The sequence below is a fragment of the Pseudomonas sp. A39 genome (genome assembly GCF_058145955.1).
This window is the reverse complement of the sequence record NZ_JBYVMD010000015.1, coordinates 41,920-67,247: the sequence shown is the minus strand read 5'-3', so window position 1 is coordinate 67,247 and position 25,328 is coordinate 41,920. Positions and strand designations below refer to the sequence as shown.

Below are 25,328 nucleotides of genomic sequence, written 5' to 3'. Positions count from 1 at the left end.
ATGTTTCGTGTACTGCTGCGCCTCTACCTGATCACCATCGTCACCTACAGCCTGGCGATCTACTTGATCCCCTCGCTGGTGATCCAGCTGTTTGAACACCGCTACATGAACTACAACATCGAGCAGACCCGCGGCCAGCAGAAGCTGATCGTCAAGCAATACCTGCGGGCGCCGGTGGAACGCTGGTCACAGGTGACCGAGCAATTGGGCCACGACTTCGCGCCGCTCAAAGTGCAGTTGCTGCTGCGCCAGGACGCCAGCTATAGCCCCGCGCAGGAAAAACTGCTGGAGCAAGGCAAATCGGTGGTGCGCCTTGGGGAGTGGGGCTGGATGGAGGAAATCAGCTCGCCGATCAATGAGCAATTCGTGGTCAAGCTGACGATCCCGCCGGATCCGATGGACATGAACGTGCTGTACTGGGCCATCAACGTGCTGATCGTCGCCGCGCTGCTGGCGTGCCTGCTGGTGTGGCTGCGTCCGCACTGGCGCGACCTCGAGCGCTTGAAAAGCACCGCCGGGCAATTGGGCCAGGGCAACCTGGCCGAGCGCACGCGTATCCCGGCCAGCTCCAGCATCGGCAGTCTGGCCTCGGTATTCGACACCATGGCCGACGACATCGAGCACCTGCTCAACCAGCAGCGCGACCTGCTCAACGCCGTCTCCCATGAACTGCGCACACCGCTCACACGCCTGGATTTCGGCCTGGCCCTGGCGCTTTCCGAAGACTTGCCCGAGGCCAGCCGCGAACGCCTGCAAAGCCTGGTGGCGCATATCCGCGAGCTGGATGAACTGGTGCTGGAGCTGCTTTCCTACAGCCGCCTGCAAAACCCGGCGCAACTGCCGGAGCGGGTCGAGGTGGTGCTCGATGAGTTTATCGACAGTGTGCTTGGCAGCGTCGATGACGAACTGGAAAACCCCGAGATCGTCATCGACGTGGCGCTCGATTGCGCCGTGGAGCGGTTCAGTCTAGATCCGCGCCTCACCGCCCGTGCCTTGCAGAACCTGCTGCGCAATGCCACGCGTTACTGCGACAAACGCATCCAGGTGGGCGTCAAGGTGTGCCCCAAGGGCTGTGAAATCTGGGTCGACGATGACGGTATCGGCATCCCGCTCGACCAGCGTGAACGCATCTTCGAGCCGTTCTACCGCCTGGACCGCAGCCGTGACCGCGCCACCGGCGGTTTCGGCCTGGGCCTGGCCATCAGCCGGCGCGCCTTGGAGGCCCAGGGCGGCACCTTGACCGCATTGGCGTCGCCATTGGGCGGCGCACGGTTCCGGGTGTGGTTGCCCAGCGTCGCCTGATCACAGCACTTTGACGGCGCGGCCGATCGCCTGGATCGGCCCGGTGGGCTTGCCGGTCGGCGAGCCGCGCGGGTCTTCCAGGGTCAGTTCGAACAGCTGGTTCTGCGTCAGCGGCGGCAACTTGTCCAACGGCACTGACAGCGTCTGGCCGGGTTTGACCAACCCCAGCGACACGGGCCCTTGCCAACCATCGCCCTTGGTCCAGAACTGCAGGGCCTTGTCCGCCGGTACGTCCATCACGCCCAATGGGATCAACTGAATCTGCTGGTTATCGCTGGCCTGAATCACCCAGCCCGGCGCCTGGCTCTGCGGGGCCACCAGCACCACCACAAAGCTGGGTTCCAGGTTGGGCGGACGGGTCAGCAGCAGCGCGGCCAGCACCAGCGTAGCCACTAGCCCGGCACCGGCCAGGCCTCGCCAAACGGCGAGCAGGTCCCACCAGGGTGTGCGGGCGCCGGCGGTGCTGCGTTCGATGCGTGGCCACAACTCAGAGGAGGGGGGCACGGGCTCCGCCAAGGCGGTCAACGGCAACAGGCGTTGCTCCCAGGCGTCCACTGCGGCGCGTAACTCGGCGTCGTGGCTCAGGCGCTGTTCTACTTCCGCGCGTTGTTCGCCAGGCAGGGTGCCCAGCACGTATTCGCTGGCCAGTTCGTCCAGTGGGTTGCTCATGTCATGCACTCCCGCAGCGCGGCGAGGCTACGTTTGATCCAGGCCTTGACGGTCCCCAGCGGGGTGTCGAGTTTCTGGGCGATTTCGCTGTGGGAATAACCGTCGACATAGGCATGCAGGATGCACGTGCGACGGGTCGGGTCGAGCTGCTCCAGGCAGGTGTGGACTTGCCCCGTGCGTGCGCTGAACTCAAAGGTGTCGGTCGCAGCGGCTGGCTCGTGTTCGTCGCCCAACGGGACTTCGCGATAATGGTTACGCACGACGTTGAGCGCCAGGTGCCGGGTCACGCTGAACACCCAGCCACGGGCCGACCCGCGACTGGGGTCAAAGCTGCCGGCGCCGCGCCAGATCTTGATGAACGCGTCATGCACGATATCTTCGGCCAGGGACTTGTCCCTGACGATACGCAGCGCCACGCCAAGCAGATGGCTGCTTTCCTGCTGATAGAGCGCGCGCAAGGCGCGTTGATCGCCACGGGCGCAGGCCAGCAGACAGGCTTCGTAATCAAACACGCGGTGCTCCCCCCAACCAACGTCATTGGGGGCAGCGTAGCCGTATTTGTTCAGTTGGCTGCCCAGAAGATGTAATCAGCCTTGTACTTGACCATTTCCTGCTTGCCCTTGTTGGCCGCCGTGCACGCGCTGTTCGGTGCTACGCCCCCCTCTAAAGCAACCCGCTGGATGTAACTCACACCGCTCATCGCGCCCTTGCCTTCGGCCGGGTTGGCCTTGACCAGTTGGTAGGGAAGGTTGCCCGCACCGGACGGCGCCACGGCCAGCTGGGTGCCGGTGACTGTCGAACCGTCCTTGGCCTGCCAGGTGGCGGGCGGGCCGAAATAGGTGCCGACTTGCTTGCCGCTGCGGTCATTCAGCACGGCCTTGGGGCCGACGAAGGTCCATTCGGTCTGGCCGGCGGCGTTGGCTTTGTCGCGGCACTCGTAAGTGATTTCGCCGACGCCGGTGGTCTCCAGCGCCACCTTGTGGCCGTCCGGCACTTTGATGCTGTCGGGCAAGCCGGTCTGGGCAAAGGCTGCGGGTGCGGCGGCGAGCAGGGCGGCGAGGCAGAACAGTGCTTTAGCGTTCATGGGTACTTCTCCATTTCAGTAAAACAGCGGGGTGACTGAAAGGACTACCCATGGCACGCACGATTGGATGCAGCGATTAGAAAATAAACGCGGGAGGGCGCACACTGTGCCCCCGCTTTACCCGAGGAGAGATTGGCAATGACTGGTGTTCACACGTCTGCTCAACAAGGTTTCTCTACCCAGGCCGTGACCTACGCCCAAGGTCGGCCGGATTATCCAAGGCAACTCACGGGCTGGCTGGCCGAGACCTTGCGCATCGACGCACAGTCGAGCGTGGTTGACCTGGGTGCCGGCACCGGCAAGTTCACCCGTTTGCTCAGCACCCTGGCGCCGACGTTGACCGCCGTCGAGCCCGTGGTGGCGATGGGGGCGCAGTTGCGCAAACTGCTGCCGGATGTGCGCCTGGTCAATGGCACCGCCGAATCCATCCCATTGCCTTCCGCCAGCGCTGACGCGGTGGTATGCGCCCAGGCATTCCACTGGTTCTCCACCGAGGCTGCCCTGGCGGAAATCCATCGCGTGCTCAAGCCCGGCGGCCGCCTGGGCCTGGTGTGGAACGTGCGCGATGAGTCGGTGGATTGGGTCGCAGCCATCACTGACATCATCACGCCCTACGAGGGCGACACCCCGCGTTTTCATACCGGGCTCTGGCGCGAGGCCTTCAACGGCATGTACTTTTCCGCCCCCGACGTGACCTGTTTTCCCTACAACCATGTCGGCAGCCCTCAGGAGGTGATCATGGATCGCTTCCTCTCCGTGAGCTTTATCGCCGCGCTGGCTGATGGGCCCAAGGCGAGTGTCACCGCGCAATTGCAAGCGCTGATCGACACCCACCCGGCGTTGAAGGGGCGTGACACGGTTGCCTTTCCGTATCAAACCCAAGCCTACGTCTGCCATCGCCTGAGCTAAAAGGCATAAAGTCAGATCATATTGATATAAGTCGTTATAAGAAAAATCGCTATCCTGCGGCCAGAAATTTATAAGGCCGCAGGTAGCGTTAATGGATGTAGGTAATGTTGGTTTCGTGGTGGCTGGCCTGATCGTTGGTTTTATCGTAGGGATGACCGGTGTGGGCGGGGGCTCGTTGATGACCCCGATCCTGCTGTGGTTCGGCATCAACCCGGCCACGGCGGTGGGTACCGACTTGTTGTACGCGGCGATCACCAAGTCCGGTGGGGTGCTGGTGCATGGCAAGAACAAGAACATTGACTGGACAATCACCGGTTGGCTGACCTTGGGCAGCGTGCCTGCGGTGTTGCTGACGCTTTGGTTCCTGGCCAGCCTGCACACTGATCCCAGTGCGATGAACGCGGTGATCAAGCAGGCGCTTGGTGTGGTGTTGCTGCTGACGGCGCTGGCGATTCTGTTCAAGAAAAGCCTGTTGGCGTTTGCCCAGCGGCATGCGGGCGATGACTATCACATGAGTCCGCGCAACCTGAATATATTGACGGTGGTGACGGGTGCGATCCTGGGGACCATGGTTGCCCTGACCTCCATCGGTGCGGGTGCGCTGGGGACTGTGGCGTTGTTTATTCTGTATCCGTTTCTGGCTACGCGACGGCTGGTCGGGACTGAGATCGCGCATGCTGTGCCGCTGACCCTGGTGGCGGGGTTGGGGCATGCCAGCATGGGGAATATGGATTGGCATTTGTTGGGGTTTTTGTTGATGGGGTCGTTGCCGGGGATCTATATCGGTAGCCATATGACTGGCAAGTTGCCGGATGGGGTGTTGCGGCCGTGTTTGGCGGTCATGCTCATGGCTATCGGCTACAAATTGGCCTTCTGATTGGGGGGCATACCCGTTATAAAGCCTGTACGGACCGGACACAGGGTTGACGGGGCGCCTAAGATCAAAAGCAAAAGCGCGGCGGCCTTAGAGCCGACGGGTGTGGCACCTGTCGATCGCGGTCCAAATGTGGGAGGGGGCTTGCCCCCGATAGCAGTGGGGCAGTCACAGATGCATGAGCTGACACACCGCCATCGGGGGCAAGCCCCCTCCCACAGTTTGATCTCCATACATCAGGTAGACATCGGCCTGCTTTTGATCTTGCAACAGCCAACTCAAGCCCCAGTCCCTGGCCCATTTCCAATCTGCCAAACAAACGGCGGCTCAACCCCATTGATCACCCAATCCCCTACAATCCTTGCCTTGTAGATCACCGGATTATGCGACGACACAGTCCGCGCATTCCGCCAATGCCGATCCAGCGCTTTCCCCTGGCGCACATCCGAAGCCCCCAATGCATTGAACAATTCACTGGTCGCACGCTGGATCAACTCAGACACCACCACCTGCGCGGTAGCCGACTCAATCTCCGCCGCCACGTTGGCCTCACGCTCCACTGCATCATCCCCACCAAAGCGCGCCACGTACGCGCGTTGCGCCGGCAGCGTCGCTTTCAACGCGCTGGCCTCGGCGGCGTAGACCAGCGCAGCCACTTCGCCCACCACCTGTTGAACCTGTGCGTCCTGGCTGACATGGGGCGCATTGCCATGGCTGTAGATGCGTTTGCGGCTGCGCACCTGATGCGCCACATCGCGCAATGCCGCACGGCCAATGCCAGCCAGACTGGCCAGTAACACGAGTTGGTAAAACGCGGTCTGGTATTTGAATCGGGTGGCAAAGTCGATGACGTTGTCCGCGTCCACCACCGCATCGGTAAAGCGCGACGTGCCGCTGCCGGTGGTGCGCTGGCCAAAGCCGTCCCAGTCATCGCTGTGCACCACGCCCGGCTGGCGGGCGCGGGTGGCGGCGATCACATCGGCGCCGGTGTCGCTGCGTTGGGCGTACACATCGATCCAGTCGGCGAAAATGCTGCCGGTGCTGTAGAACTTTTCGCCGTTGAGCTTCCAGCTGTCGCCGTCAGGGCTGACCTGGGTGACCACATCGCCGATGGCCACGTTGCCGATCTCGGTCCAGGCGCAGCCGACGATATCGCCGTCCACGAAACGCTTGAACCACAGGTCGCGGCCGGCACTGGGCGGCGCATTCAGACGGTCTTCGGCAAAGGCAAAATGCCCGCGCAGGGCCTGAGGGACATTGGAGTCGGCTTCGGCCAGCTCGATCAGCAACTCAAATAACTGCGGCAGGGACGCGCCGCCGCCGCCGTACTCCACCGGCACCCGCACCGCGCCAAAGCCGGCGTCTTTGAGCCACTGGATCGGCTCGTGGGGCAGGGTGCGCTGTTGTTCGCGCGCCAAGGCACCGTCGGCGATGCGCTGGAAAATCGGCCGAAAGCGAGCGGCCAGGGTCGGGTAGTCGACACCGGTGGACAGCGGGTTGATGACGTGTTGTTCGGTCATGGGCAAGGCTCCGGGGCAGTGATCAATGCGAAGAGTGATTGCACAGTCCGTGCCGGGTGCCAGGGCCAATGTTTACGCGCCCTTCACGGCCTGTGCTGTTGCCCCAGCAACAGCGATCCAGCAAACCGTCGCAATCCCTGACATTCGCCGGCAAGCCGTGCCTGCCGGTTTTTTTCGCCGCAACCCTCATGGCGCGGGCGTTTCTCGTGGCCTGGCACGCTTGCTGCTCAAGCCCTGGGTACATCCCTATGTACGAGGTACCGCTCGATGAGTCAGCAAGCCGTGAAATTTGCCTATTGGGTGCCCAACGTCAGCGGTGGGCTGGTGGTCAGCAAGATCGAACAACGCACCCATTGGGGCATTGATTACAACCGCAAACTGGCGCAATTGGCCGAGGCGGCTGGCTTCGAATACGGTCTCACCCAGATCCGCTTCACCGCCGGCTACGGTGCCGAAAACCAGCATGAGTCCGTGGCGTTCAGCCATGCGCTGCTGGCTGCGACCACCACGCTCAAGGTCATCGCCGCGATCCTGCCTGGCCCGTGGCAACCGGCGCTGGCGGCCAAGCAATTGGCAACCATCGACCAGCTCACCAATGGCCGTATCGCGGTGAATATCGTCAGCGGTTGGTTCAAGGGTGAGTTCCAGGCCATTGGCGAACACTGGCTGGAACACGACGAGCGCTATCGCCGTTCCGAAGAGTTCATCCGCGCCCTCAAAGGCATCTGGACCCAGGACGACTTCACCTTCAAGGGCGATTTCTACCGCTTCAACAACTACACCCTCAAGCCCAAGCCGCTGGGCCAGCCGGAAGTGTTCCAGGGCGGCAGCTCGCGGGCGGCGCGGGACATGGCCGCACGGGTGTCGGACTGGTACTTCACCAACGGCAACACCCCGGAAGGCATCAAGGCCCAGGTCGATGACATTCGCGCCAAGGCGGCGGCGAATAACCATTCGGTCAAAGTCGGCGTCAACGCCTTCGTGATCGCCCGCGACACTGAAGAGGAGGCCCGTGCGGTGCTGGCGGAAATCATCGACAAAGCCGACCCGGAAGCCGTCAACGCATTTGGCGACGCCGCGAAGCAAGCGGGCAAGGCCTCACCGGAAGGCGAGGGCAACTGGGCCAAGTCCAGCTTTGAAGACCTGGTGCAGTACAACGATGGCTTCAAGACCAACCTGATCGGCACGCCACAGCAGATCGCCGAGCGTATCGTCGCGCTCAAAGCGGTGGGTGTGGACCTGGTGCTGGCGGGTTTCCTGCACTTCCAGGAGGAAGTCGAGTACTTCGGCAAGCGCGTATTGCCGCTGGTGCGCGAGTTGGAAGCCAAGGCCGGGATCAAGCAGGTGGCGTGAGCAAGGTTTTTTCCAGGCGCAGGGCAGGGCTGTGGTCTTCGTAATAGTCGTTGACCACGGCAAAGCGCCGGTAGCCATTGCGTTCATACAGCGCCAGGGCGCCTGGGTTGTCGGTGCGCACTTCAAGGCGCAGGTGCGCACAAGCGTGCGCTGCCGCACAGGCCTCGGCACGCTTGAGCAACTGCTGGCCCAGCCCAACGCCGCGTAAGTGCGCGGCGATAGCGATGGAATACAAGCGCGCGCACGCGCTGCCACGCCGAAACAGCACCAGTGCATAGCCGAGCAGTTGCCCGTCTTCTTCCGCCACCAGCAATTGGCCATGGGCGCGGCTGATCATCCATTGAAAACGACGCGATGAGAGTCGGTCAGTGGTGAAACACTGCTGTTCCAGTGCCATTAATTCAGGCACATCGAAGGGGGATGCAACGCGAAAAGAAAGTGCCATATGACCGCCATAAAAGTTACGTAACGAAACGGGACTTCTCTAAAAGATCGTGCTTAATAGAAAAGGTCGAGTTCTCTAAAGCGGATCAATTATTATGTCGGCGGTACAAAGTCATTGGCGTGAAGTATCGGAGCAAACTGTCGCGGCGACAATAACGAGCCAGGGTTATTTTTCCGCCCCCCTCACAGGCGCCCGTCAAGTAGTGATCATTGTCGAGCGCAAGGAAGACTGGGCCTCCTACTTCCCCAGCGAAGACATCATCACCGCCCAGGAGTACCTGGAACAGACTCGGGAAAACCAGTCAGGCAAGCGTGTGCAGGTGATCAACCTGTGCCGCAGCTACAAATACCTGGGGCACGGTTATTACTGCTCGTTGCTGGCCGAAGCACGCGGGCACAAGGTGATTCCGTCGGTGCGCACCATCAGCGAACTGACGAAAAAGGCGTTGTACGGCCTGGCCTTGGACGACTTGGACAAAACCCTCGATAAAGCCTTGAGTCATCATCTTTACAGCAATACCGAAGGCTTTACCCTGACACTTTATTTTGGACGGACGACTATAGAACCGTTGCAGGATCTGGCCCGGCAATTGTTTGAAGCCTTCCCCTGTCCTATTTTGTTAGTGGGTTTCAAACAGCATAACGGCTGGCATATCGAAGGGATCAAGTCCGGCGTATTACACAAGTTGCGCGATGACCAGGAAGATCAATTCGCTCATGCGCTGGACAACTTCAGCCGCAAGATCTGGCGCCAGCCTCGCTCACGCCGCCTGGCGCGTTACGACCTGGCCATCCTGCACGATCCCCAGGAACAACTACCACCGTCAAATGCCCAGGCGTTGGATAATTTCATTCGCGTAGGCAAGGGCCTGGGTATCGATGTCGACCTGATCGAGCGCAAGGACTATGCGCGCCTGGCCGAATACGACGCCTTGCTGATCCGCGAGACCACCAGCGTCGACAACCACACCTATCGTTTCGCCAAGAAAGCCGAAAGCGAAGGCCTGGTGGTGATGGACGACCCGGCGTCGATCCTGCGCTGTACCAACAAGGTCTATCTCACCGACCTGCTCAACAGTCATCAACTGGGCATGCCCACCACCGAGATTCTTTACAAAGAGCGACCGCAAGACTTCGAACGGGTCGGCGAGCGCCTCGGGTTCCCGTTGGTCTTGAAGATCCCCGATGGTTGCTTTTCCCGTGGGGTCATCAAGGTGGAAAGCCAGGCAGCCTTGCTCAAGGCCACCGCCGAGTTGTTCGAACATTCGGTGCTGTTGCTGGCCCAGGAATTCTTCTACACCGAGTACGACTGGCGCATCGGCGTACTCAACCGCAAGCCGATCTTTGCCTGCCAATACTTTATGTCCGAGGGCCATTGGCAGATCTACAACCACAAGGCCATCGGCCAGGCCATCAACGGCGAATGCCGCACCCTGGCGGTCCACGAGGCGCCCAAGGCGGTGGTGGAGTTGGCCGTGAAGACCGCCAACCTGATCGGCGATGGCCTCTACGGCGTCGACCTCAAGCAGTCCGGCGACAAGGTGGTGGTGATCGAGGTCAACGACAACCCCAACCTGGACGCCGGCATCGAGGATGCTTACTTGCAGGACGACCTGTATGGCCTGGTGCTGGAGGAATTCGTGCGGCGCCTGGAGTTGAAGCGCCAGGGCCAGGTGTGGTGACTCGGTGATGTTGTTCAACAACCCCGGGATGAAACGGATAGCGGGTACGACGATGTAAATGTGGCGAGGGAGCTTGCTCCCGTTGGCGTGCGTAGCGCGCCTTTCTTTAGGGCCGCTGCGCAGCCCAGCGGGAGCAAGCTCCCTCGCCACAGGTCATTCGCCAGTCTGCACCTGCAGGGTCAGGACTTCAAAACCATCCGCCGTCACCGCCACGGTATGCTCCCACTGCGCCGACAAGCTGTTGTCCTTGGTCACCACCGTCCAGCCGTCCTTCAGGCTGCGCACTTTGGCGCTGCCCTGGTTGAGCATCGGCTCGACGGTGAACACCATGCCTTCACGCAGTTCCAGCCCGGTGCCGGGACGACCGAAGTGCAACACCTGCGGCTCTTCATGCATCTGCCGGCCGATGCCGTGGCCGCAATACTCGCGCACCACGCTGTAGCCGTTGGCCTGCGCGTGGCTCTGGATGGCATGGCCGATATCGCCCAGGCGGGCGCCGGGCTTGACCTGGCGGATGCCGGCCCACATGGCTTCGAAGGTCATCTCCACCAGGCGCCGGGCTTTGGGGGCGACGGTGCCGATCATGTACATCTTGCTGGCGTCGGCGATATAGCCACCTTTTTCCAGGGTGATATCGATGTTGATGATGTCGCCGTCCTTGAGAATCTCCTTGGCGCTGGGCATGCCATGGCACACCACCTCGTTGATCGAGGTGTTGATGGAGAAGGGGTAGTCGTATTGGCCGAGGCTGGCGGGACGGGCTTTGAGGTCATGGCGGATGAAGGCTTCGACGGCGCTGTCCAGCTCCAGGGTGGAACGGCCGGCGGCCACGAAGCCATCGAGCATGGTGAAAACCTGGGCCAGCAGGCGTCCGGATTCACGCATCACGGCCAGTTGTGCGGCGGTCTTGATCATCAATGGCGCCCCCGGATCAGGTCGGGCTTATCCAGCAACAGTTTGTTGATCAGCTCGTTGTAGGGCAGGCTGGGATTGAGTTCGGCGAGCAGGCCGATCTTGATCCAGAATTCGGCCTGGGCGTTGATGGAGCGGTCCATCGCGGCGCTGGCCAGGCGCAGTTGTTCATGCAGCTGGTCGGTGATCTTGACGATGCCCATGGTCTTCACTGTGCGGTAGGGATATACAAAGCGTATACGTTTCGTATATTAAACGTAACCCCCAGCACCACGAAATGGCGCTTGGCCATTGACTTGCCCGCCAGTCGCCGGTTAGTTTCGCCCTATGACTTTTCAAGCCTTCCGCAGCCAGCCAAGCATTATTACCGCCATTCCTCATTTGGCGGGATAGCGCACGGCTGTACCCAAACCCGCCCTAGAGGCGGGTTTTGTTTTTCCGTCTCCAGGGTCTTTGACAAAAAGCCAGGAGACACCCATGAGCACCTGCACCGCGCCCCACACCGCCGACCCGGGACTGCTTGAACATTATGTGAAAAAGATCCTCGCCGCCCCGGTCTATGACCTGGCGGTGCGCACGCCCTTGCAGGCGGCCCCGGCCTTGTCGGCGTTGCTGGGCAACCAGGTGTTGCTCAAGCGTGAAGACCTGCAACCGACGTTTTCCTTCAAGATCCGCGGCGCCTACAACAAGCTGGTGCAGCTCACGCCGGAGCAAAAGGCCCGCGGGGTGGTCACCGCGTCGGCGGGCAACCATGCCCAAGGTGTGGCCCTGGCGGCGCGGGAGCTGGGGATCAAGGCGCGCATTGTGATGCCCAGCAGCACGCCGGAACTCAAGGTGCTGGGCGTGCGTTCGCGCGGTGCGGAAGCGGTGCTGCACGGCGCGAGCTTCCCCTTTGCCCTGGCCCATGCGTTGCAACTGGCCGAGCAATCCGGGGGCACCTTCGTTTCGCCGTTCGATGACCCCGAGGTGATTGCCGGCCAAGGCACCGTGGCCATGGAGATCCTGCGCCAACAACAGGGGCCCCTGGATGCGATCTTCGTACCGGTGGGCGGCGGTGGCCTGATCGCCGGGGTCGCCGCCTACGTCAAATACCTGCGGCCCGAGGTGCGCATCATCGGCGTCGAACCCGAAGGGTCCAGCTGCCTGTTGGCGGCGCTACGGGCCGGTGAGCGGGTGGTGCTGCCCAGTGTCGACGGGTTTGCCGACGGCACGGCGGTGGCGCAGGTCGGTGCTTATGGGTTTGAGATCTGCCGCGACTGGGTGGATGAAGTCATCACGGTCAGCAATGATCAGTTGTGCAGCGCGATCAAGCTGATCTACGACGATACGCGCTCCATCACCGAGCCGTCCGGAGCGTTGGCGGTAGCGGGCCTGCGTGAATACGTGACCAGTCACAATTTGCGCGGGCAGACCCTGGTGGCGATCAATTCCGGGGCGAATATCAACTTTGATAGTTTGCGACATGTTGCTGAAAGGGTCGCCGCGCAAGGTGCCGTTTAAACAAACGTGCAGGGTTAAACGTTTAATCGCAGCGGTTCGGCGACGATTTAATCGATACGGTTTAACTTATATATACAAGCACAGTGCTTATGAGGAATGGTTACAACAGGGGCCGATTTTGCCGAGTAGGCTTGGGTGTTGTAAGCGTCTTCCAAGGTCGGTAAGACGTGGCGGGCAAGGGCCCGCGGGATTAATAACAATCTGTTGGCATTCTCAGGAAAGGAGAGGTTGACCATGCTTTCGGAATTAGAACTTCGCAGCATTATTGAAGGAAGTTTCCTGCCCAAACGGTGCGAATGCACCAAAGCCGAAGATGCGTCGCTGACGATCAAGGTCTACGACGAGCGCGACCGTGACCGGGTGGATTTGGAAGTCAAAGGCATCAACGCGGAAAAACTCGACAGCAGCCGCGCCATTTGCAACCTGATTGCCGGGTTGCGTGAAGACCTCAAGCACACCCATGCACCCGCCCTGCAACGAGCGGGAGGGCGCAGCCTCTACTAGCTGGACGCTTGAGTGTGAGGCACCGAAGACCTGTGGGCTTGGATGAACGCCAGGCCCAATACGGTTTCCGTTGCCACCGCCAGCAAGATGCCCGGCCCGGCATTCCCATTGATCCACTCACTGAACCCCAGCACCGCCAGCACCAGGCACCCGGCGATAAACCCGGTGGTGAGGGCGCGACGCGTGTCTGAAGGCGGCGCGTGACGTGCGCGGTAGAACATGATGCCGATGCCCAGGAACAGCGCGGCGTTGCGGCGCGACACCAGCCCGGTGCCACTGGAATACTCGACACTCCACACCCACAGCAGCAGGTCGGGACGCAGGCCCCAGATAAGCGCGAGGGCGAAGCACAGCAGCGCGGTGAAGGTGGCGAGGGTGCGGAAACTCAACAGCATGGCGAATCCTTTCAGCCTTAGGACAAGCCCGCAAGACTACTCCTATTTGCGCGGGCTTGGCGTGTTTGCCTCATCGACTCAGTTCTGGAAATCGCAGGCGTCGGACATTTTCCGATAGCTCACGTCTTCCACCTTGCCCGCCTTATCCAAGAACTTGATATCCGCCTTGATGACTTTGCATTCGTCAGTTGGGGTTTCGTTCATGGCCAGGACCTTGTCGATATTCATCGGCATGCCGTACCGGTAAGGCACGGGTTTGGCAGCGGCAGGTTGATCGTCGGCCTGGGCCAGGCCTGACACCGCTGCCAGCGCCAGGCTGGCGCTGAGCATTAAGGTGCGCAGTTTCATGGTGGTTCTCCGCAAGTGGGTACAACTTCACTCTCGACGTGCGGGATTAACCATCGATTAATGTTTAGCTGGCTGACAAAACCTTCATCCAAGCTGTTGGCGATACGGCAGGTCCGGCCCGGTCTTGGTGCAGGTCAACGCCGCGGCGCGGATGGCAAAGCCCAGCATGGCGTCGATCTGCGCACGCGTGAGCTGTTGCAGGCCTTCCACTGAATCCAGTTGCTGCTCGGTCAACCAGGCAATCAACGCGGCCTGGAAGGTATCACCGGCGCCCACCGTGTCGGCCATCACCACCTTGACCGCCGGTGCAGACCAGTGGCCATGCTGGCGGCTGTAGACGCTGGCGCCCTCGCCACCACGGGTCAGGAAAACCAGCTGGCAACGGTGTTGCAGCCAGCCCTGCAGCACGCTTTCCGGCGACTGGTCGGGGTAGAGCAGGTGCAGGTCTTCGTCGCTGACCTTGATCAGGTCGGCATGCTTGACCAGTTCCGCTACGCGGTTGCGCCACAGCTGGATATCGGGCTGCGGGTTGAGCCGCACGTTGGGGTCGAGGCTGATCATGCGCTTGCCGCTTTCGCGCTTGACCAAACTCAGCAGGGTGTCGCCGATCGGTTGCACCACCAGCGAAAACGAGCCGATATGCAGGCCGCGAATGTCAGCCCCCAGCGCGGGCAGGTGGTCGATTTCCAGCAGGCGGTCGGCGCAGCCTTCGCCACGGAAGTTGTACTGCGGTGAACCATTGGCACCCACGGCGACCATCGACAAGGTGGTCGGCGCGGCGAATTCCACCAGGAACTGCTCGCTGACACCTTCGTCCTTGAGCACCTGCAACAAGCGACGGCCAAGGAAGTCGGTGGACACACCGCCGAACAATCCGGCGTCGATGCCCAGGCGACGCAAGCCCACCGCGACGTTGAACGGCGAACCGCCGGCAATCGCCTTGTAATTGACCTTGGAAGCCTGCCCGCTGGCGTCTTCCTCGCTGAAGAAATCAAACAGCGCTTCACCACACACCAGATACATAGTCGTTCGCTCTTAAAGGGTTGCCACGTGCTGTTGATAGCGCTCGTAAGCCTGTTGATAGGCGCTGACGCTGGTCGCCACCGGCAGGGTCCGGCTGGCCGGGTCGACGCTCACGCATTTGTCGCACAGGCTGGCCAGGGATTCGCCGGACTGGCTCCACGCCGCCTGGATCGCCGCGCCCAGGGCAGCGGCTTCGCTTTGTTCGGTGCAGATCACTTCGGTGTTCATGATATCGGCAACCATCTGCCGCCATACCGGGCTTTTCGAGCCACCGCCGATCAAACGGATGCTCTGGCTTTGCAGGCCGGTCTGGCGCAGCAGGTCGAGGCCGTAGCGCAGGCCGAAGGTGGTGCCTTCGACCACCGCACGGCACAGGTTGGCGCGGGTCAGGTTGGTCATGGTCAGGCCGTGCAGGCTGCCGGTGGCGTGGGGCAGGGCAGGCACGCGTTCGCCGTTGAGGAACGGCAGCATGCTCACGCCGTCGGCGCCGATGGGCGCCTGTTCGACCAGGGTGTTGAACGCGGCCAGGTCGAGGTCGAACAGCTCGCGTATCACCCCGGTGGCGTTGGTCAGGTTCATGGTGCAGATCAGTGGCAGCCAGCCGCCGCTGGACGAGCAGAACGTCGCGACCGACGCCTGCGGGCTGACGTTGGGCTGGTCGGCAAATGCATACACAGTGCCCGATGAACCCAGGCTCATGGTGATCACGCCGGGGGCAATGTTGCCGGTGCCGATGGCGCCCATCATGTTGTCACCGCCGCCACTGGCGACGATAGCGTTGGGGTTGATGCCCAAGCGTTCGGCGATGGCGGGCAGGATGCTGCCGACCGCCTGATCGGCCTCAATCAACGGCGGCAAGGCCTGTTCGAGGCGACCGCTCGGATCGATGTGCTTAAGCAGTGCCACGTCCCACTCACGGCTGCGCACATTGAAATAGCCGGTGCCCGAGGCATCGCCGTATTCCGCCACGGCGCGACCGGTGAGCCAATAGTTGAGGTAATCGTGGGGCAGCAGGATATGCGCGATGCGCGCGAAAATGTCCGGGTGCTGCTCGCGGGTCCAAAGCAGCTTGGACACGGTGTAGCCCGGCGCAATCGCTACGCCGAGGCGTTCCAATGAGCCGCTTTCGCCGCCGAGGTAGGCCAGCAGGCGGTCGTTCTCGGCGGCGGTTTCGGTGTCGCACCACAGTTTGGCCGGGCGCAATACCGCGCCGTGCTCGTCCAGTAGCACCAGGCCGTGCTGTTGGCCGGATACGCCGATGCCAAGGATGTCCTGACCGTCCACACCGGCTTGTTGCAGGGCGCGGTGGGTGGCTTCGGTGAAGGCGTCCAGCCATTCCTGGGTGTGCTGCTCGCGACGGCCATTGGCGCCGCTGATCAACGTGTGCGCCGCCGCGCCGAGGCCCAGCGCCTTGCCGCTGGAGGCGTCGAGGACGATGGCTTTGGTGCCCTGGGTGCCGCAGTCGATGCCGAGAAACAGGTTTTGCTGGGTCATGAGGATTTGCTCAGCAGTTTATTGTTCGAGTTGGCAATGCATTCCAATGTGGGAGGGGGCTTGCCCCCGATAGCGGTGTGCTAGTCAATGAATCAGTTAGCTGGTCCACCGCCATCGGGGGAAAGCCCCCTCCCACATTTCTAAGCCGGTTTCTTCAGGAGTTGCTGCAGTGTTTCGGTCACGCCGTTATCACGCAAGCTCACATAACACCGCTCGAACGCTGCCACAAACTCAGCCGACTTGGGAATAGCCGTACCGAAAATTTCCTCCACCCCCAACAGCCGCTTGCTGATCAACGCCTCATCACTCACCAGCCCCTGGCAAAACGCGGCACGCGGATCCGGGATCGTGTAGCGCACGCCGTTCTCATCCACACCCTTCAAATACAACGCCCACGCCGCCACCACCAGCGCCGCGCGCTCGGTCTCGCGCCCATCCGCAATCAGGCGATTGATCGTCGGCACGGTGAACTTGGGAAACTTCGACGAACCATCCGAGCACACCCGCTCCAACTGGTCGGCAATCGCCTGGTTGGAGAAGCGGTCCACCAGCGTTTGCTTGTACTCGGTCAAGTCGATACCCGGCACCGGCGCCAGGTTCGGCGTGACGTCCAGGTCCATATACGCCCGCATATACGCCACGAACACCGGATCGTTCATGGTCTCGTGCACGAACCGATAGCCCTTGAGAAAGCCCAGGTAGGTCAGGGCCAGATGGCTGCCATTGAGCAGGCCGATCTTCATCTCTTCATAGGGCGTGACGTCATGGGTGAACTGCACGCCGACTTTTTCCCAGGCCGGGCGACCGTTGACGAATGTGTCTTCCAGCACCCATTGCACAAAGGGTTCGCACACCACCGGCCAGGCATCGTCGATCGCGTGCTCGTCGTGCAGTTGCTGGCGATGGGCGGTGCTGGTCATCGGTGTGATGCGGTCGACCATGGCGTTCGGGAAGCTCACGTTGGCCTTGATCCAGTCATGCAGTTCGGCGTTGTGCAGGGCGGCGAAGGCCAGCAGTGCCTTGCGCGTCACGGCGCCGTTGTGCGGCAGGTTATCGCAGGACATCACGGTGAAGGCCGGGATGCCGTTGGCGCGGCGTTGGGTCAGGGCGGCGCAGATGAAACCGAACACGGTTTTCGGCGCGCTCGGGTGGGCCAGGTCGTGCTGGATCTGCGGCAGGTGGGCCATGAACTCGCCGTTGCTGTCGTCGATGCAGTAGCCGCCTTCGGTGATGGTCAATGACACAATACGGATGGCCGGGCTGGCGAGTTTATCGATCAGCGCCTGGGCGCCGTCTTCGGCCAGCAGCATGTCGCTGATCGAGCCGATCACGCGCACTTCGGTGTCGTCGGTATCGCCCAGTTCATACAGGGTGAACAGGTAGTCCTGGCCGGCCAGGTCGTCGCGGGCCTTGCGGTCTTCAGCGCGCAGGCCGACGCCGCAAATGCTCCAGTCCAGGCCTTCGCCGGTATTCATCAGTGCATCGGTGTAATACGCCTGGTGCGCGCGATGGAAACCGCCGACACCAATATGAGCGATGCCTTGGGTGGTGCTGGCAATGGCGTAGGCCGGCAGTTTTACTTCCGGCGCCAACTGCGTGAGGGTGTGTTTATTCAGCTTCATAACGTCATACTCGCGATATCAGGCGGCGGCGCGCAGTGGGCGGGCCACGGCCACGCCGTCGGTGTCGAACAGATGGCAGTGCGCCGGGTCCAGGTGCAGGTGCAACGTCTCGCCATACTGGCTGGCCATGTCGCCGCGAATCCGCAGGGTCAACGGTTCGCCGGTGGCGGTGATGACGTGGCAGAAGGTGTCGCTGCCCAGGCGTTCACCGACATCGGCGGTGACGGTCAGGGTGTTCTGAGCTACTGAGCCAGAGGCGTCGGCGATTTCCAGGTGCTCCGGGCGAATGCCGAGCGTGACGGCACTGCCCACGCTCAGGGTTGCGCCGCTCAAAGGCAGGCTGATGGTGGTGCCGGCGTCCAGTTGCACTTCGCAACCCTGGCCCTCGACACGGGTGACTTTGCCCTTGAGGAAGCCCATCTTCGGCGTGCCGAGAAAGCCCGCCACAAACAGGTTGGCCGGTTGGTGATACAGCTCCAGCGGCGAGCCGACCTGCTCGATACGGCCACTGTTCAACACCACCACTTTGTCGGCCAGGGTCATGGCTTCGACCTGGTCGTGGGTCACGTAGATCATGGTCGCCTGCAACTCTTTATGCAGGCGCGACAGCTCCAGGCGCATCTGCACCCGCAGGGCGGCGTCGAGGTTGGACAGCGGTTCGTCAAACAGGAAGATCTTCGGGTTGCGCACAATCGCGCGGCCGATCGCCACACGCTGACGCTGGCCGCCGGACAGTTGCTTGGGCTTACGCTCCAGCAGCGGGCCCAGCTCAAGGATGCGCGCCGCTTCGCTGACCTTGCTTTCCACCAGCTTCTTGTCGACGCCGGCCAGGTCCAGGGCAAACGACATGTTCTTGCGCACGCTCATGTGCGGGTAGAGCGCGTAGGTCTGGAACACCATCGCCAGATCACGCTTGGCCGGGGTCACTTCGGTGATGTCGCGGCCATCCAGTTCGATGGTGCCTTCGCTGACTTCCTCCAGGCCCGCGATCAGGCGCAGCAGCGTGGATTTACCGCAGCCCGACGGGCCGACGAACACCACGAATTCCTTGTCGTTCACTTCCAGGTCGATGCCTTTGATGATCGAGAAGCCTTCGAAGCCTTTTTGCAGATTCTTGATTTTCAGGTTGGCCATGATGGGCCTCCACGTACAGAATTTTTATAAGAAACCGTTACTTCACGGCGCCGAAGGACAAACCGCGCACCAGCTGTTTTTGGCTGATCCAGCCAAAGATCAGGATCGGCGCGCAGGCCAGGGTCGAAACGGCGGATAATTTGGCCCAGAACAACCCTTCGGGGCTGGAGTAGGAGGCGATCAACGCGGTCAACGGCGCAGCGGTGGATGAGGTCAAGTTCAGCGACCAGAACGCCTCGTTCCAGCACAGGATCAGCGACAGCAACACGGTGGACGCCAGGCCGCCCTTGGCGATCGGCAGCAGCACGCGGACCATTTCCTGCCACAGCGTGGCGCCATCCAGGCGGGCGGCTTCAAGGATGTCCTTGGGGATGTCCTTGAAGTAGGTGTAAACCATCCAGACCACAATCGGCAGGTTGATCAGGGTGTAGATGATGATCAGCGCAATGCGCGTGTCCAGCAGGCCGAAGCTCTTGGCCAGCAGGTAGATCGGCATCAGCACGCCCACCGGCGGCAGCATCTTGGTGGAGAGCATCCACAGCAGCGTGCCCTTGGTGCGCTGGGTCTCATAGAACGCCATGGAGTAGGCGGCCGGCACCGAGATCAGCAGGCACAGGGCGGTGGCGCTGAAGGAAATCAGCACCGAGTTCCACGCATAGCTGAAGTAGTTGCTGCGTTCGTTGATGTGCAGGTAGTTCTCCAGCGTCGGCGTGAAGATGAACTGCGGCGGCGTAGCGAATGCGTCGATTTCGGTCTTGAAGCTGGTCAGCACCATCCAGAAGATCGGGAAGAAGATCAGGATCGCGATGGCCCAGGCCAACGTGCCGAGCAACAGGCTTTGCAGGCGGCGGGATTGTTGAAGCGTCATGGCGCGGCCCTCAAGGCTTGTCAGTCAGGTTTTTGCCGATCATCCGCACCAGGATGATCGCCGCGATATTGGCGATGACCACGGCAATCAAGCCGCCGGCCGAGGCCATGCCCACGTCGAACTGCACCAGCGCCTGGTTGTAGATCAGGTAGGCGAGGTTGGTCGAGGCGTAACCGGGGCCACCGTTGGTGGTGGTGAAGATTTCGGCGAACACCGAGAGCAGGAAGATCGTCTCGATCATCACCACCACGGCAATCGGGCGGGCCAGGTGGGGCAGGGTCAGGTGCCAGAAGATCGCGATGGCGCCGGCACCGTCCAGGCGCGCGGCTTCCTTTTGTTCCTGGTCGAGGGACTGCATGGCGGTCATCAACAGCAGGATCGCAAAGGGCAGCCATTGCCACGACACAATGATGATGATCGACAGCAGCGGGTAGTGTGCCAGCCAGTCCACGGGCTCTGCGCCGAAGAACTTCCACACGGCGGCGAGAATCCCCGACACCGGGTGGAAAATCAGGTTCTTCCAGATCAGCGCGCCGACGGTGGGCATGATGAAGAACGGCGAGATCAACAACACCCGCACCAGGCCGCGACCGAAGAACTCACTGGCCTCCAGCAGGGCGCTGATCAACACGCCGAACACCACACTGATCAGCAGCACGCTGCCCACCAGCAACAGGGTATTGGTGGCGCCGGGCAGGAAGCCCGAGTCGGTGACGAAGTAGGTGAAGTTCTCCAGCCCCACGAATTGGTTTTCACCGGGGTAGAGCAGGTTGTAGCGAATCAGCGAGAAGTACAGGGTCATGCCCAGGGGCACGATCATCCACAGCAGCAGCAAGGCCACCGAGGGGCTGACGAGGAACCAGCCGGGGTTGGCCAGGCGGTTTTTGGCGGGTGTATTCATGGTATTCACGACCGGTACAGAGCAAGAATCGGAGTGCGGTCAGTGTGGGAGGGGGCTTGCCCCCGATAGCGGTGTGTCAGTCACAAAATCATCAACTGGTAGATTGCTATCGGGGGCAAGCCCCCTCCCACATTTGACTGTGGGTGGGTCTGGATTATTTGGGGTAGCCCGCCCGCTTCATTTCACGCTCGGTGGTGGTCTGCGCGGCGGCCAAGGCTTGGTCCACCGTCTGCTGGCCGGTCAGCGCGCCGGAGAAGAACTTGCCGACCTGGGTACCAATGGCCTGGAATTCAGGAATGGTCACCAACTGGATACCGATATACGGCACCGGCTTGAGCGTCGGCTTGGTCGGGTCCGCGACTTTCAGCGATTCGAGGGTCACCTTGGCAAACGGCGCGGCCTTCATGTACTCGTCGCTGTAGGTCGACTTGCGCGTGCCTGGCGGAACGTTGGCAACGCCGTCGGTCTTGGCGACCAAGGCGCCATATTCCTTGGACGTGGCCCAACTGGTGAACACCTTGGCGGCGTCCTTGGCCTTGGAACTGGTCGGAATTGCCAGGCTCCAGGAGTACAGCCACGAGGTTCCTTTGTCGGTCTTCTCGTGAGGGGCAAAGGTAAAGCCAACATGGTCAGCCACTTTGCTCTGGGTCTTGTCGGTGACGAACGAGCCGGCCACGCTGGCATCGACCCAGATGGCGCACTTGCCGCTGTTGAACAGCGCCAGGTTTTCGTTGAAACCGTTGCTGGAAGCCCCCGGCGGGCCGGATTTCTTCATGTTGTCGACGTAGAAGTTCAGCGCGTCTTTCCATTCAGGGCCGTTGAATTCAGGTTGCCACTTTTCATCGAACCAGCGCGCACCGTAGCCGTTGGCCAGGGTGGTGATCAGCGCCATGTTCTCACCCCAACCGGCTTTGCCGCGCAGGCACAGGCCGTATTGCTCTTTGCTCTTGTCGGTGAGTTTGGACGCGAATTCGCCGATCTGAGTCCAGGTCGGGTGCTCGGGCATGGTCAGCCCGGCGTCCTTGAACAGGTCGGTGCGGTAGTAGGTGATCGAGCTTTCGGCGTAGAACGGCAGGGCGTACAGCGAACCCTTGACTGACAAACCGTCACGCACTGAAGGGAATACATCGTCGAGGTCGTAGGACGCAGGCAGGTCCTTCATCGGCTCCAGCCAACCTTTGGCGCCCCAGAGTGCTGCTTCGTACATGCCGATGGTCAATACATCGAACTGCCCGCCCTGGGTAGCGATGTCGGTGGTCAGCCGCTGGCGCAACACGTTTTCTTCGAGCACCACCCAGTTCAGCTTGATCTCCGGATGCTCAGCCTCGAAGGTTTTCGAGAGCTTTTGCATGCGGATCATGTCGCTGTTGTTGACGGTGGCAATGGTCAGGGTCTGCGCGCCAAAGCTGACGGCGCTGAGGGTCATGCAGGTGGTCATGCAGGTAGAGACAAGCAGTGCTTTTGCTGTGAACTTCATCGCGCACTCCATTTCCGCGCCCAGGGGGCTACAGAAGGACAGTTATTGTTGTTGTGTCTTCCTACAGGTCGTCAGGAAGAGTGTGCGTTGATTACAGCCTTCAAATGGGGTTATGACAAATCCTTGGGCGCACTGGGACTGATACTTTTTTGCACTCGTTCACACAGCAGCTGAAACCATTAAGCCAGGTTCTGCTCAGTCAAGCGCTGCACCGCCAGGCGCCGGTAGTGGGAAGGGGTCATGCCTTTAAGCTGTTGAAAACGCCGGTTGAAGTTGGAGATGTTGTTGAAGCCCGATTCAAAGCACACATCGGTCACGGCTTTATCACCATCGGCCAACAGCTCACACGACTTGCTGATGCGCAGCCGATTGACGAATTCGATAAACGTGCGCCCGGTGGCCTGTTTAAACACCCGTGAGAAATAGGTGGGCTTCATCCCCAGGTATTCCGCAACCTCTTCAAGGGACAGCTCACGCGCGTAGTGGGCAAAGATGTAGTCCACCGCGCGGTTGGTGCGGTCGATACTGTGCTCGTCTGCCAACTGCGGTGTCGTCACCCCTGAAAGCAACTGGTAGTCCTCACACGCACTCAGCACTTCCAGCAGGATAAAGAAGTGCCCCAGGCGCGCCATGCCCTGGGCGTCTTCGATGCGCTGCATCAGGGTCATGGCCTGGGCGATGGTCTTCTTGCAGCGGAACTCGATGCCGTATTGCGCGCGCTCCAGCAACGGCGCCAGGCTCTTGAGTTCGGCGAAGATGTGGCTGCCTTGCTCGAACAGCTCATCGGTGAAGTTCACCAGCATGTCGCGCTTGGGCACCACCTCGTCTTCCTCCACCTGGCTGATCCAGTTGTGGGGCAGGTTGGGGCCGGTGAGGAACAGGCTTTCCGGGTAGAAGTTACCGATATAGTCGCCGATGAACACCTTGCCGGAACTGGCGACGATCAGGTGCAGCTCGTATTCCTTGTGAAAGTGCCAGCGCACCAGCGGGCAGGGGAAACCGTGCTGGCGATAGATGATGGACAGGCCGTTGTGGTCGTCCATCAGCTCGTAGGAAGGGTCGGTGATGCGCGTTGCTCGGGTCATGCTGCCGTCGCTTTATTGTGGTTGCTGCGTAGGATAATGCCCCCTCGCGCGCGACCTCGCCAGCGCCGCTGTTTATACCAAACGGTTTTTCGCCTCGATCCACTGGGACATGTACTGCGTACTTTTATGCGCGTGGTGGCGCAGCATGCTGCCGGTGAAGTTGTCGCGACGGTGGTCTGCGAGGTGGCGACGGCAGTGTTCCAGGCACGCCACCAGCGCCGGTCCGTGAACAGCCTGGTCGTAGCGGCGGCCCAGCAGTTGGCGCCCGTCTTCCTGGGCCTGGTTCCAGCGCTCGCGGTCCTGGTAAAGCGCTACGGCAGCGGCGGCGAGGGCCGGCGCGCTGTGTTCGATCACGCCCGGCCATGGCTGTTCATCACCCATGGCCTCGGCGCCGATGGGCGTGGTGATATTCGGTGTGCCGCAGAGCATCGCATCCGCCAGCTTGCCCTTGATGCCGGCGCCGAAACGCAGGGGCGCCAGGCAGATACGCGCGGCAGTCATCACCTGCAAGGCGTCTTCGGCCCAGTTCATCACATGAAAACCCTGCGTCGGGTTGTGTAAGGCCGTGGCCTTGGGCGGGGTGTAGGCGCCATAGATGTGCAACTGCGCCCCCGGCAATTGCTGGCGGATCAGCGGCCACAGGCTGTTTTTCATCCACATCACCGCGTCCCAGTTAGGCGCGTGGCGGAAGTTGCCGATGCTGAGAAAGTGCGCACGCTCTTCAAACGGCGCGAAGGCTGCGGTCGGCGGTTCCAGCATCAACGGGCACCAGTGGAGCAGGGCGGCCGGGACCTTGAAGTGCTCGGTGAGCAGGCGGATTTCCACGTCGGAGATCATCAGGCTGATGTCGCAACGGTAAATCGCGGCGATTTCGCGCTTGGCCAGGTCGGATTCGGCCATCAAGTGGAATTCCTCCTGCAGCGCCGGGGAAAACAGCGCGCTGAAGTCGTCGCTGTCGGGGTGGGCCTTCAGGTGATCCTTGAAGCGCTGGTGACGTGCATCGCGCAGGCTTTGCAGGTCGGAGGTTTCCAATACGCGCAGGGCGTCGGGGCAACATTTCTCGACACGCCAACCGAACTGTTCTTCCATCATGAAGCGGTCGAACAGCACGATATCCGGGGCCAGTTCGCGGATAAAATCATCGAAACTGCTGTTATTGAGCGCGATGGCGCATTCGGCGATGCCCAGCGCAGGCAAGTCGGCCTTGTGCTCGCCGAGGGTTGCGGGGCTGCTGAAGGTGATGTCCCAACCTTGCTTAAGAAAACTTTCAAGAATTTGCATCATATGCCCGCCTGCGGCCGAGGAACGCGGTTCCGGCCAGACATAACCAATGACCAGGACTTTGGTGGCAGGCTGATTCATCAATAACAGGTTCCTTGAAGGGCAGGGCGGAAGGCGCGCAATTAAACCATAACCGGCGACATGACAATTTATGTCTAGCGGTAGGTAGCCATCGCACTTTGTGGTTAACTTCCGCTTCTCGAATTCGTTTTATCAAACCCAGCATAAGGATTCTGTTCATGGCCCAAGTCACCCTTCGTGGTAACCCCGTCCAGGTTGAAGGCGAACTGCCGAAAACCGGTTCCACCGCCCCTGAGTTCAGCCTTGTCGCTGTCGACCTGTCGGAAGCTTCCCTGGAAACGTTCGCCGGTAAGCGCAAAGTACTGAACATCTTCCCAAGCGTTGATACCCCGACCTGCGCCACCTCGGTACGCAAGTTCAACGCCCAGGCCAACGACGTGAGCAACACTGTCGTGCTGTGCATCTCGTCTGACCTGCCGTTCGCCCAGAAGCGTTTCTGCGGCACCGAAGGCCTGGACAACGTGCTGAGCCTGTCGGACTTCCGCAACGCCGACTTCGCTGTTGACTACGGTGTGTCTCTCGCCGACGGCCCATTGCAAGGCCTGACCGCCCGTGCCGTTGTGGTATTGGACGAAAACAACAACGTGCTGCACAGCGAACTGGTCAGCGAAATCGGCCAGGAGCCGAACTACGAAGCAGCCCTGGCTGTTTTGAAGTAACTGTTTCGGTACGTTACTGCCGTTTTGCAGTAACACGCTTGCTGCATAATTGCGGCCTGGCCTAGTCCAGGCCGTTTTTATTTGTGCCTCAGGGGCTTAGCGAAATAGCGAGCGGACTAAGCCCAGAAGTTAAAAGTTGTAAGCCCAAGGTAAATAGCCGGTAAAGGCGCTTTTCTTAATGCGCCCCAGTGCTTATCTTTCAGCCTC

25 protein-coding genes and 1 pseudogene are annotated in these 25,328 nt (G+C 61.1%); 8 read left to right on the top strand and 18 right to left on the bottom strand.

Going from position 1 to position 25,328, the window contains the following annotated elements; all coding sequences use genetic code 11:
* Positions 1-1,302 (top strand): ATP-binding protein, encoded by a 1,302-nt coding sequence (locus AC3ZU9_RS14195; protein ID WP_012723911.1) that lies wholly within the window; start codon positions 1-3, stop codon positions 1,300-1,302.
* Here AC3ZU9_RS14195 and AC3ZU9_RS14190 read toward each other — a convergent pair whose 3' ends face one another.
* The 3 genes from AC3ZU9_RS14190 to AC3ZU9_RS14180 are packed head-to-tail and all read right to left on the bottom strand — an operon-like array spanning position 1,303 to position 3,055.
* On the bottom strand, positions 1,303-1,971 hold the full coding sequence (locus AC3ZU9_RS14190) for an anti-sigma factor (protein ID WP_490090876.1): 669 nt from the start codon (positions 1,969-1,971) through the stop codon (positions 1,303-1,305). It abuts the gene before it with no gap.
* A complete protein-coding gene (locus AC3ZU9_RS14185) occupies positions 1,968-2,483 on the bottom strand; it encodes a sigma-70 family RNA polymerase sigma factor (protein ID WP_122810647.1) in 516 nt (171 codons plus the stop codon). The genes AC3ZU9_RS14190 and AC3ZU9_RS14185 overlap by 4 nt, the downstream gene beginning before the upstream one ends.
* Before the next feature lie 50 nt (positions 2,484-2,533).
* On the bottom strand, positions 2,534-3,055 hold the full coding sequence (locus tag AC3ZU9_RS14180; RefSeq protein WP_122810646.1) for a DUF3455 domain-containing protein: 522 nt from the start codon (positions 3,053-3,055) through the stop codon (positions 2,534-2,536).
* A gap of 138 nt (positions 3,056-3,193) precedes the next feature.
* Here AC3ZU9_RS14180 and AC3ZU9_RS14175 point away from each other — a divergent pair, with 138 nt between their 5' ends.
* A complete protein-coding gene (locus AC3ZU9_RS14175) occupies positions 3,194-3,964 on the top strand; it encodes a class I SAM-dependent methyltransferase (RefSeq protein WP_490090875.1) in 771 nt (256 codons plus the stop codon).
* A 91-nt stretch (positions 3,965-4,055) separates the two neighbouring features.
* Positions 4,056-4,841: a sulfite exporter TauE/SafE family protein gene (locus tag AC3ZU9_RS14170; RefSeq protein ID WP_122810645.1), complete on the top strand. Its 786-nt coding sequence runs from the start codon at positions 4,056-4,058 to the stop codon at positions 4,839-4,841.
* Between the two features lie 275 nt (positions 4,842-5,116).
* Here the strand turns inward: AC3ZU9_RS14170 and AC3ZU9_RS14165 are convergent, their stop codons facing one another.
* Positions 5,117-6,358, bottom strand: a complete 1,242-nt coding sequence (locus tag AC3ZU9_RS14165; protein WP_490090874.1) for an acyl-CoA dehydrogenase family protein — start codon at positions 6,356-6,358, stop codon at positions 5,117-5,119.
* A gap of 267 nt (positions 6,359-6,625) precedes the next feature.
* On the opposite strand from AC3ZU9_RS14165, the gene sfnG reads away from it, so the two are divergent.
* Positions 6,626-7,711, top strand: coding sequence for a dimethylsulfone monooxygenase SfnG (gene sfnG / locus AC3ZU9_RS14160; RefSeq protein WP_012723918.1), 1,086 nt, complete (start codon positions 6,626-6,628; stop codon positions 7,709-7,711).
* On the opposite strand, the pseudogene AC3ZU9_RS14155 reads toward sfnG, so the two are convergent.
* A pseudogene (locus tag AC3ZU9_RS14155) lies at positions 7,710-8,156 on the bottom strand (GNAT family N-acetyltransferase); the annotation flags it as partial. The gene sfnG and the pseudogene AC3ZU9_RS14155 overlap by 2 nt on opposite strands.
* A gap of 94 nt (positions 8,157-8,250) precedes the next feature.
* Here AC3ZU9_RS14155 and AC3ZU9_RS14150 point away from each other — a divergent pair.
* Positions 8,251-9,837, top strand: coding sequence for a RimK family ATP-grasp domain-containing protein (locus AC3ZU9_RS14150; protein ID WP_490090873.1), 1,587 nt, complete (start codon positions 8,251-8,253; stop codon positions 9,835-9,837).
* A gap of 153 nt (positions 9,838-9,990) precedes the next feature.
* On the opposite strand, the gene map is transcribed toward AC3ZU9_RS14150, so the two are convergent.
* Together map and AC3ZU9_RS14140 are read right to left on the bottom strand one after the other, a co-directional pair.
* Complete coding sequence (gene map / locus AC3ZU9_RS14145) at positions 9,991-10,752, bottom strand: type I methionyl aminopeptidase (protein WP_122810643.1); 762 nt, start codon at positions 10,750-10,752, stop codon at positions 9,991-9,993.
* Complete coding sequence (locus AC3ZU9_RS14140) at positions 10,752-10,952, bottom strand: ParD-like family protein (protein WP_010567513.1); 201 nt, start codon at positions 10,950-10,952, stop codon at positions 10,752-10,754. The genes map and AC3ZU9_RS14140 overlap by 1 nt, the downstream gene beginning before the upstream one ends.
* Before the next feature lie 274 nt (positions 10,953-11,226).
* Here AC3ZU9_RS14140 and ilvA point away from each other — a divergent pair, with 274 nt between their 5' ends.
* The gene (ilvA, locus tag AC3ZU9_RS14135) at positions 11,227-12,249 is read left to right on the top strand and encodes a threonine ammonia-lyase, biosynthetic (RefSeq protein WP_080943264.1); all 1,023 of its coding nucleotides are present in this window, start codon (positions 11,227-11,229) and stop codon (positions 12,247-12,249) included.
* A gap of 234 nt (positions 12,250-12,483) precedes the next feature.
* A complete protein-coding gene (locus AC3ZU9_RS14130; protein ID WP_043205265.1) occupies positions 12,484-12,753 on the top strand; it encodes a DUF1652 domain-containing protein in 270 nt (89 codons plus the stop codon).
* On the opposite strand, the gene AC3ZU9_RS14125 is transcribed toward AC3ZU9_RS14130, so the two are convergent.
* The 11 genes from AC3ZU9_RS14125 to AC3ZU9_RS14075 all read right to left on the bottom strand — a co-directional run bounded on the left by AC3ZU9_RS14125 (position 12,750) and on the right by AC3ZU9_RS14075 (position 24,462).
* Positions 12,750-13,148 (bottom strand): hypothetical protein, encoded by a 399-nt coding sequence (locus tag AC3ZU9_RS14125; protein ID WP_046033796.1) that lies wholly within the window; start codon positions 13,146-13,148, stop codon positions 12,750-12,752. The genes AC3ZU9_RS14130 and AC3ZU9_RS14125 overlap by 4 nt on opposite strands.
* A gap of 78 nt (positions 13,149-13,226) precedes the next feature.
* On the bottom strand, positions 13,227-13,496 hold the full coding sequence (locus AC3ZU9_RS14120) for a DUF2790 domain-containing protein (RefSeq protein ID WP_043205266.1): 270 nt from the start codon (positions 13,494-13,496) through the stop codon (positions 13,227-13,229).
* Between the two features lie 84 nt (positions 13,497-13,580).
* On the bottom strand, positions 13,581-14,519 hold the full coding sequence (locus tag AC3ZU9_RS14115) for a carbohydrate kinase family protein (protein WP_012723926.1): 939 nt from the start codon (positions 14,517-14,519) through the stop codon (positions 13,581-13,583).
* Between the two features lie 12 nt (positions 14,520-14,531).
* Entirely contained in the window at positions 14,532-16,013 is a 1,482-nt protein-coding gene (gene xylB, locus AC3ZU9_RS14110; RefSeq protein ID WP_490090872.1) for a xylulokinase, read from the bottom strand.
* Between the two features lie 140 nt (positions 16,014-16,153).
* Positions 16,154-17,635 (bottom strand): mannitol dehydrogenase family protein, encoded by a 1,482-nt coding sequence (locus tag AC3ZU9_RS14105; protein ID WP_490090871.1) that lies wholly within the window; start codon positions 17,633-17,635, stop codon positions 16,154-16,156.
* Between the two features lie 18 nt (positions 17,636-17,653).
* The gene (locus AC3ZU9_RS14100; protein ID WP_490090870.1) at positions 17,654-18,769 is read right to left on the bottom strand and encodes an ABC transporter ATP-binding protein; all 1,116 of its coding nucleotides are present in this window, start codon (positions 18,767-18,769) and stop codon (positions 17,654-17,656) included.
* A 37-nt stretch (positions 18,770-18,806) separates the two neighbouring features.
* Positions 18,807-19,637 carry a carbohydrate ABC transporter permease gene (locus AC3ZU9_RS14095; RefSeq protein WP_012723930.1) on the bottom strand — a complete coding sequence of 277 codons (831 nt, stop codon included), beginning with the start codon at positions 19,635-19,637 and terminating at the stop codon, positions 18,807-18,809.
* A 10-nt stretch (positions 19,638-19,647) separates the two neighbouring features.
* Positions 19,648-20,538, bottom strand: a complete 891-nt coding sequence (locus AC3ZU9_RS14090) for a carbohydrate ABC transporter permease (protein WP_046033800.1) — start codon at positions 20,536-20,538, stop codon at positions 19,648-19,650.
* A gap of 154 nt (positions 20,539-20,692) precedes the next feature.
* The gene (locus tag AC3ZU9_RS14085; RefSeq protein ID WP_375360246.1) at positions 20,693-21,976 is read right to left on the bottom strand and encodes an ABC transporter substrate-binding protein; all 1,284 of its coding nucleotides are present in this window, start codon (positions 21,974-21,976) and stop codon (positions 20,693-20,695) included.
* 218 nt (positions 21,977-22,194) lie between these two features.
* On the bottom strand, positions 22,195-23,100 hold the full coding sequence (locus AC3ZU9_RS14080; protein WP_012723933.1) for an AraC family transcriptional regulator: 906 nt from the start codon (positions 23,098-23,100) through the stop codon (positions 22,195-22,197).
* A gap of 72 nt (positions 23,101-23,172) precedes the next feature.
* The gene (locus AC3ZU9_RS14075) at positions 23,173-24,462 is read right to left on the bottom strand and encodes a glycosyltransferase (RefSeq protein ID WP_490090869.1); all 1,290 of its coding nucleotides are present in this window, start codon (positions 24,460-24,462) and stop codon (positions 23,173-23,175) included.
* 158 nt (positions 24,463-24,620) lie between these two features.
* On the opposite strand from AC3ZU9_RS14075, the gene tpx reads away from it, so the two are divergent.
* On the top strand, positions 24,621-25,121 hold the full coding sequence (tpx, locus tag AC3ZU9_RS14070) for a thiol peroxidase (protein ID WP_012723935.1): 501 nt from the start codon (positions 24,621-24,623) through the stop codon (positions 25,119-25,121).
* Positions 25,122-25,328: the final 207 nt, after the last annotated feature.